2 protein-coding genes are annotated in these 8,403 nt (G+C 69.0%); both read left to right on the top strand.

Annotated features, from left to right (window positions below):
* Positions 1-3,046 (top strand): type I polyketide synthase (locus M2283_RS50380; RefSeq protein ID WP_280883364.1); only part of this gene is annotated, 3,046 nt, incomplete at its 5' end.
* A gap of 28 nt (positions 3,047-3,074) precedes the next feature.
* Positions 3,075-8,366 (top strand): type I polyketide synthase, encoded by a 5,292-nt coding sequence (locus M2283_RS50375; protein ID WP_280883363.1) that lies wholly within the window; start codon positions 3,075-3,077, stop codon positions 8,364-8,366.
* The last annotated feature ends 37 nt before the right edge of the window (positions 8,367-8,403 follow it).

Genomic DNA, 8,403 nt, shown 5'->3' with positions numbered 1-8,403 from the left:
CCGTCAGCCGGTCGATTTCGAGCCCGTCGTCCGCAAGCTGCTCGACGGCGGTCACACGGTGTTTGTGGAGTCGAGTGCCCACCCGGTCCTGGTCCCCGGTATTGAGGAGACCTTGGAGGGGGCCTCCGCAGGCCCCGTGGTGGTGACCGGGACGCTGCGTCGTGAGGAGAGTGCTCCGCGTAGGATACTGGAGGCGTTGGGCCGACTGCATGCCCACGGTGTTGCGGTTGATTGGCTGGCCGTGGTCGGACGGAGTGCCGGATGGCCGGTGGATCTGCCGACGTATGCCTTCCAGCAGGAGCACTTCTGGCTGGCGGACGGGGAGGGCACTGGTGACGCCACCGCCCTTGGTCTGGGCGTGGTGGACCACCCCCTTCTGGGTGCGGTGACCTCGTTGCCCGGTTCCGGAGGTGTCCTGTTCACTTCCCGTTGGTCCCGGCGTACCCACCCCTGGCTCTCCGATCATGCTGTCGGCGCGGAACTGGTTCCTGCCGAGGCGTTTGTCGAAGTGCTGCTGCGTGCGGCTGATGAGGTGGGCTGCGGGCTGCTCGCTGAACTTGATGTCGAGGTCCCCTTGTTGCTGCCTCAGCACGGTGGCATACAAGTGCACATTGAGATCGGCGAAGCGGATGAGTCCGGCGAACGCCAGGTCCAGGTGTACTCGCGGCGCGAGGACACGGCTGAGCAGGCGGGCTGGACCCGCCACATCACCGCCCGCATTGCGCCCGACAGCAGCCTGCCCGACTTCGAGCTGACTCAATGGCCCCCGCAGGGCAGCACTGCGGTAGATGTACCCGATAATGGGGGGCTGCACGCGGTTTGGACACGCGGTGAGGAGATTTTCGCGGAAGTCTCCTTGCCCGAAGAATCAGTCGAATCCGGCAAGTTCCGTCTGCATCCCGCTCTGTTCGAGGCCGCGGCGGGTGCGCGGTCCTCGACCGAAGACGCTGCAGAGTACTCGGAGCCGGAACTCCGATCCTCATGGCGGTACGTACGACTGCACGCTACTGGCGCTTCGATGCTGCGCGTGCACGTGCTGCCTGGTGCCTCTGGCACCTTCGGTTTGCGTCTTGCGGACGCGGGAGGAGCTCCGGTCGCGTCGGTCGAGGCGATCACGGTCCGCTCGATTTCACCAGAGGAACTCAGTGTCGATCCGGGATCGGGTTGGTTGCGGGATTCCTTGTTCCGGGTTGAGTGGTCGGAGTTGGCGGTGTCGTCTTCGGGCGGTTCTGCCGAGGTTCTGCGTGTGTCCACACGTGCGGATGTGACGGCGCTGGTGTCGGCTGGGATGCCGGCGGCTGTGGTGGTGGCGGATCTGACGGACATGTCGGGCGGGCTTCGGCAAGTCCTGGAGCGGGCGTTGGAGGTGGTGCAGGCGTGGTTGGCGGAACCGGCGCTGGAGGGCCTCCGGCTGGTGGTGGTGACTCCGGATGTGAGTGATCCGGTGGCTGCCGCGGTATGGGGTCTGGTGCGTTCGGCGCAGTCGGAGCATCCGGACCGGTTCGTCCTGGTGAGCACGGACGGCACGGACGAGGGCGCGCAGGAGCCTTGGCGTATGCCTGCGGGCGTACTGGCGGATGTGCATGCATCCGGCGAGCCGCAGGTCTCGCTCCGATCGGGCGCGGTCTTCGTCCCGCGTCTCGCTCGTGTGGCCGACACGAGCGAGACGCAGATTCGGTCCCAGGCCGAGGAAGTGGACCGGACTTTTACCAGCCGCCCTCTCAACCCCGATGGCACCGCGTTGATAACTGGTGGTACGGGTGCGCCTGGTGCGCTGGTGGCCCGGCATCTGGTCGTTGAGCACAAGATCCGGAGTTTGGTCTTGGTCAGCCGTCGGGGCCCAGACGCCCCGGGGGCCGCCGACCTCGACGCGGAGCTGACTGCCCTGGGTGCCCGCGTGCGGATTGTCGCCTGCGACATTGCAGACCGAGGGCGGGTCGTGGATCTGATCGCCTCTGTACCGGAGGATGCGCCGCTCACTGCTGTGGTGCACGCGGCCGGTGTGCTGGACGACGGCGTGGTCACTGCCCTTACGCCGGAGCGGCTTGATGCCACTCTCCGACCGAAGGCGGACGCGGCGCTGGTCCTGGACGAGCTGACCCGCCACCTGGGCTTGGCTGCCTTCGTCCTGTTCTCCTCCGCCGCCGGAACTTTCGGCAACCCCGGCCAGGGAAACCTGGCCGCCTCAAACGCGTATCTTGACGCGCTGGCGGTCCGACGCCGGGCTGCCGGGCTGCCCGCCACATCTCTTGCCTGGGGCGTGTGGGACCAGACCGGCATCAGCGGGAACCTGGGCGTGGCCAATCAGCGGAGGATGGCCCCGCAGGGACTGGTGGCACTCTCCGGCCAGGAGGGTCTGGAGCTGTTCGATGCGGCGTTGCAGGCAGACGACGCGGTGCTCGTGGCCGCGAGGTTGGACTTCGCCGCGCTGCGCGCCCAAGCCGCGTCCGAATCCGGGCACGTACTGCTGCGCGGCCTCGTGCGTGCCGGCCGTCGCGCCGCTCCGCAGGCGACCTCTCGTGGCCTCGCTGAACAGCTGGCTGCCACGCCCCCAGCCCAGCGGGAGCAGAACCTGCTGAAGCTGGTGCGGCGCGAGGCCGCCGCGGTCCTCGGCCATTCAACACCAGGCAAGGTCGACCCCGACCGGTCCTTCCAAGAGGTCGGCTTCGACTCGGTGCTGGCCGTTGAACTCCGTAACCGACTCGCCGGTCTCACAGGGACCCGACTCCCGGCCACGATCGTCTTCGACCATCCCACACCCCGGAGCCTGATGCGCCATTTGCTCGAGGAACTGTGTCCCGAGGCCGTTAGCGAGTTGGCGGGTCGGGAGGACGAGATCCGGAGGGCCCTTGCCACCACGCCTCTGTCCCGATTCCAGGAACTTGGGCTCATGGAAAAGCTCCTGCAACTGGTGGCGAACCCCAGTGGTGAAAGTGTCGCAGCGCCGGACACCGCCGACCCGAAGCAGGACGGCATGCTGCTGATCGAGGAGATGGACGTCGACAACCTTGTAGAGCGGGCAATGAGGAAAGCCGGGAAGCAGTAGCGGACGCACGACCCGATGGAGGTAGGGAATGACCAGTTCAGAGGCAAAGGTCGTCGAAGCGCTGCGGGCTTCACTGATCGAGAACGAGCGGCTGGAGAACGAGAACAAGAAGATCCGCGACAGCTTCACTGAACCGATAGCCATCGTGGGTATGGCGTGCCGGTTCCCCGGTGGGGTGTCGTCGCCGGAGGAGCTGTGGCAGCTGATCGCGGACGGCCGTTCCGCGGTCGACGGGTTCCCGACGGACCGCGGTTGGGACCTGGAGGGCCTGTACGATCCGGACCCGGATCAACCCGGGACGAGCTACGTACGGGAAGGCGCGTTCCTGCACGACGCGGGCGAGTTCGACGCCGGGTTCTTCGGTATCTCGCAGAGCGAGGCGCTCACCATGGATCCCCAGCAGCGGCTTATGCTGGAGACGTCCTGGGAGGTGTTCGAACGCGCGGGTATTGACCCGGCGACGCTGCACGGCGAGAACGTCAGCGTGTTCTCCGGCTTTGCCGGGCACGACTACGGCAGCGATTTCCAAAGCGTCCCCGCCGGTCTTGAAACCTACATGGTGACCAGCGGGGCGGCGAGCGTCCTGTCGGGCCGCGTCTCCTATTCGCTCGGATTCGAAGGCCCGGCGGTGACGGTCGACACGGCGTGTTCTTCGTCACTGGTGGCCCTGCACATGGCCGTGCAGTCGCTGCGCTCGAGCGAATCCTCGCTGGCGCTGGCGAGCGGCGTCTCCGTGCTGGCCACGCCCACCGCGTTCGTCGCGACCTCGCGTGCGGGCGGCCTGGCGAGGGACGGCCGGTGCAAGGCGTTCGCTGCGTCCGCCGACGGTACGAACTGGGCTGAGGGCGTGGGCGTCCTCCTGCTCGAACGGTTGTCCGACGCCGTGCGCAACGCTCATGAGGTACTCGCTGTCATCCGTGGCACGGCCGTCAACCAGGACGGTGCGTCCAATGGGCTCACCGCACCCAACGGCCCTTCCCAGCAGCGGGTGATCCGCCGTGCTCTCTCGAACGCCGGCCTCACGTCCGCCGACGTCGACATCGTCGAGGCGCACGGCACCGGAACCGCCCTGGGCGACCCCATCGAGGCACAGGCGCTGCTCGCCACCTACGGGCAGAACCGAGACCCGGAACTCCCGCTGTGGCTCGGTTCGTTGAAGTCGAACTTCGGACACGCAGGCGCCGCGGCCGGTGTCGCCGGTGTGATCAAGATGGTGATGGCGATGCGGCACGGTGTGCTGCCGCAGACCCTTTACGTGGACGAGCCCACGCCCCAGGTGGACTGGTCCGCCGGAGCGGTCGAGCTGCTGACCGAGGCGCGGGAGTGGCCCGAGGTCGGCCGTCCTCGCCGTGCGGGTGTCTCCGGCTTCGGCGTGAGCGGCACCAACGCCCACGTCATCCTGGAGCAGGCGCCCGTGCAGACGTCCGTAAAGCCGTCCGGCGAGAAGCCGAGTGTGCTCGGCGACTCCGTCGTGCCTCTGGTCGTGTCGGCACGCGGTGAGGCAGGTCTGGCCGGCCAGGCCCGGCGCCTGACTGCATTCCTGGCGGAACCTCAAGAGTCTGGTGTGCTGGACATCGGGCGGTCGTTGGTGCAGACGCGCGGTCTCCTGCCCGACCGTGCCGTCGTGCTCGCCACGGACCGGGAGGAGGCGTTGGCCGGTCTGGACGCGGTGGCGCGCGGTGAGTCCGCGACCGGTGTGGTCACCGGTACGGCCGAGAGCGCGGGCGGCCGGACCGTCTTCGTATTCCCCGGCCAGGGCGCTCAGTGGGCCGGTATGGGAGCCGAACTCCTGGATTCGGCACCGGTGTTCGCGGCCCGAATGACCGAGTGCGCCGAGGCACTGGACCCACTGACCGGCTGGTCCCTGCTCGATGTGGTGCGGCAGGTGGAGGGCGCACGGTCCCTGGAAGACGTCGACGTCGTGCAGCCGGTGTCGTGGGCGCTGATGGTGTCCCTGGCCGCGCTGTGGGAGGCGTGCGGAGTCGTCCCGGACGCGGTCGTGGGGCACTCGCAGGGTGAGATCGCCGCCGCGTGCTTCGCGGGTGCGCTGTCCCTGCAGGACGCGGCCCGCCTGGTGGTGTATCGGAGCAAGGCGGCAGGGGCCGAACTGTCCGGCCGCGGCGGCATGGTGTCCCTCGTCGCCGGGGTGAAGGCCGCCTCGGTCCTGATCGAGGAGTGGCCGGGGCTGGAGATCGCCGCGGTCAACGGGCCCGCCTCCGTGGTCGTGACCGGCGAACTGCCCGCTCTTGAAGCACTGCTCGCCAGGTGCGAGACCGAGGACATCCGCGCCCGCAGGGTCCCTGGTGTCGACTGCGCCGGGCATTCCTCGCAGCTCGACGTGCTGCGCGACTCCTTCCTGGAGGCCTTCGCCTCGGTCTCCGGTGGGCCCTCGCGGATGCCGCTGTACTCGACGGTCACCGGCAGGCCGGCGGACACGACGGAGTTCGACGCGGAGTACTGGTATCGCAACGTGCGCCAGACCGTGCAGTTCGACCCGGCCATCCGGTCCCTCGCCGCTGACGGACACGGCGTGTTCATCGAGGTCAGCTCGCACCCGGTGCTGGCGTCCAGTGTTCAGGACGTGCTGGAGGAGTCCGGGACCGCCCCGGTCGTGGTCACGGGGACGCTGCGCCGCGACGAGGGGGGCCCGCGCAGGTTCCTCGCCTCACTGGCCCATCTGCACGTCCACGGTGTGCGCGTCGACTGGGAGGCCGTCCTCGGCCGCGACACGGGGCGGCCCGTGGAACTGCCGACGTATGCCTTCCAGCACCAGCGGCACTGGCTGGAGGCGGCCGAGTCCAGCGGGGACGCGACACGCCTCGGCCTGGAGGTGGTGGACCATCCGCTGCTCGGCGCGGTCACCGAGATCCCCGGCTCGGACAGTGTGCTGTTCACCTCCCGGCTGTCGCTGCGCACGCACCCCTGGCTCGCCGACCACGCGGGTGCCGACGTCGTCCTCGTGCCGGGTGCGGCCTTCGTGGAACTGGCGGTCCGCGCCGCCGACGAGGTCGGCTACGGCCTGGTCGGCGAACTGGTCATCGAGCGCCCCCTGGTGCTGCCCGAGAGCGGCGGTGTCCAGGTACGCGTGTGGGTCGGCGAGCCCGACGAGTCCGGCCACCGCACCGTCCAGGTTCACTCCCGCCGGGAGGAAGCCGGTCCAGCAGGGAGCTGGACCCGTCATGTCTCCGGACGCCTGGTGCCAGAGGACAGCCCGGCCGAGTTCGACCTCACCCAGTGGCCGCCGCCCGGCGCCACCGCGGTCGACCATGACGCACTCGCCCACGCGTACGACCGCATGGCACAGGCGGGATACTGCTACGGTCCGGCCTTTCAGGGACTGCGCGCGGCGTGGACTCGCGGCGAGGAGGTATTCGCCGAGGTCTCACTGCCGGAGGCAGCGGGCAAGGCCGATGGGTACGGGCTGCACCCGGCCCTCCTGGACGCGGCCATGCACGCCAATCTCTTCCGCACCGATATGACCGGCGAGGGCACGAAGCCGGCTCTGGCTCTGCCGTTTGTCTGGCGCGGCGTCAGGCTGTACGCCGAGGGAGCCTCCACATTCCGGGTGCACCTCACCCCGCTCGCCCACGACACGATCCGCTTGCACCTGGCCGACGCCTTCGGCACACCCGTGGCTTCCGTCGACTCGATGGTCTCGCGCCCTGTGGTCCCGGAACTGCTGCGCGTCGGCTCAGGCGCGTCCATGGAGCAGATGTTCCGTGTGGCCTGGAAGCCCATCTCCGTCAGGAGCGTGGAGGACGAGCTGAACGCCGTATGCGTGACGACTGCCGAGGATGTCCGTACCGCGGCCGGTACGGCCCCCGGCGTGCTCCTCCTCGATGTGGCCGGCAACGGACGTACGGACCCCGCCGCCGCCCGGGACCTCAGCGGGCAGGTGCTGGAGGTCGTCCAGGCGTGGCTCGCAGAGCCCGCCTTCCAGAACACTCTTCTCCTCGCTCTCACACATGCCGGGGCGGCCGTTCGGGATGGGGACCCGGCTCCCGATCTCGCCGTTGCGACGGCCGCCGGCCTGCTGCGTTCGGCGCAGTCTGAGAACCTGGGCCGCATCATCCTGGTCGACACGGACGGCACGGAGGCGTCAGCCCGGCGCCTGCCTGATGTACTCGCGTCCGGGGAACCGCAGGCGGCACTTCGCTCAGGCACGGTGGCGGTGCCGAGGCTCGTCAGGGCCACTCCCGCCGAGGCTCGGGGCCGTCCGCTGAACCCCGAGGGTACGGTACTGATCACCGGCGGTACGGGTGCGCTGGGTCGCCTGGCGGCCAGGCACCTGGTTTCCGAGCACAAGATCAGGAGCCTCATCCTGGTGAGCCGGAAGGGACCGGACGCACCGGGCGCGGCCGAGTTGGAGGCCGAACTCGCGGGGCTTGGCGCGATCGTCCGGATCGTTGCGGGCGATGTGTCCGATCGGGACTCCGTGGCCGCGATTCTGGCCTCGGTTCCCAAGGACAGCCCCCTCACCGGCGTGATCCACACGGCCGGTGTGCTGGATGACGGTGTGGTCACCTCCCTGACGCCCGAGCGGCTGGACACGGTGCTCCGTCCCAAGGCCGACGCGGCGCAGATCCTGGATGAACTCACGCGCGATCTCGACCTCGCTGCCTTCGTCCTGTACTCTTCCCTGTCCGGGATCTTCGGTTCGGCGGGCCAGGGCAGCTACGCCGCCGCGAACTCCTTCCTCGACGCGCTCGCCGTACGCCGTCGTGCTTCCGGACTGCCGGCGACATCGCTGGTCTGGGGATGGTGGGGCCAGACGTCCGCCATCGTGGACGAGCTCGCCGAGGTCGACCTGAAGCGCTTCGACCGCGTCGGTATGGTCGCCTTCACCGCGCAAGAGGGCATGGAGCTGTTCGACCTCGCGCTGCTCTCCTCCGACTCCGTCCTGGTCCCGGCGAAGATGGACTTCGAGGCGATGGGGGACCAGAGCGACTCCGTATCCGTCGCCCCGCTGCTGCGCGGCCTCGTCCGCGTGGGTCGGCGGGCCGCCCGTGATGGGGCGGCCGGGGCCGACAGGCTGGCAGGGCGGCTGGCCGCGATGTCCCTCGACCAGCGAGGAAAGATCTTGGTCGACCTGGTCCAACGCGAGGTCGCCGCGATCCTTGGCTACCTGTCGGCGGACGCGATCGGATCGGACCTGTCCTTCTTCGACATTGGGTTCGACTCGCTGACCGCCGTCGAGCTCGCGAACCGGCTGTCGGCGCTTACTGGCGTCCGTATCCCGGCCACCTTCGCCTTCGACTGCCCCACCGTGGAATGGGCTGTCGAGGGGCTGCTGGAGCGCCTCGAACTCCACGTGGATTAGCTGGAACCTTCGCGAATGGGCGTGGAGATCCATAACT

It is taken from the genome of Streptomyces pseudovenezuelae (assembly GCF_029892565.1).
Taxonomy (GTDB): Bacteria; Actinomycetota; Actinomycetes; order Streptomycetales; family Streptomycetaceae; genus Streptomyces; species Streptomyces pseudovenezuelae_A.
Note: the sequence above shows the minus strand (reverse complement) of the source record. Positions and strands in the feature narration are given on the sequence as shown.

What these genes read in the sequence shown, in the direction of transcription:
- M2283_RS50375 (WP_280883363.1), top strand. Translation starts at nt 3,075, where the DNA reads ATGACCAGTTCAGAGGCAAAGGTCGTCGAAGCGCTGCGGGCTTCACTG.